Consider the following 224-nt stretch of genomic DNA (forward strand, 5'->3'; position numbering starts at 1 on the left):
CCCGCATGGGATGCGTGGATTGAAATATCGTCTCTCGCTGGCATGGTTACCGCCGTGATCTTGTCGCATCCCGCATGGGATGCGTGGATTGAAATATTGCCGACCGCTGCCACGTAAACTGCGTCTTGAGTCGCATCCCGCATGGGATGCGTGGATTAAGAGGCTGAAGGGAAAGTAGCAGCAGAAAGAAGAAGCGTCGCATCCCGCATGGGATGCGTGGATTG

Origin of the sequence: Lactobacillus sp. HMSC08B12 (assembly GCF_001808415.1) — a bacterium.
Taxonomy (GTDB): Bacteria; Bacillota; Bacilli; order Lactobacillales; family Lactobacillaceae; genus Lactobacillus; species Lactobacillus delbrueckii.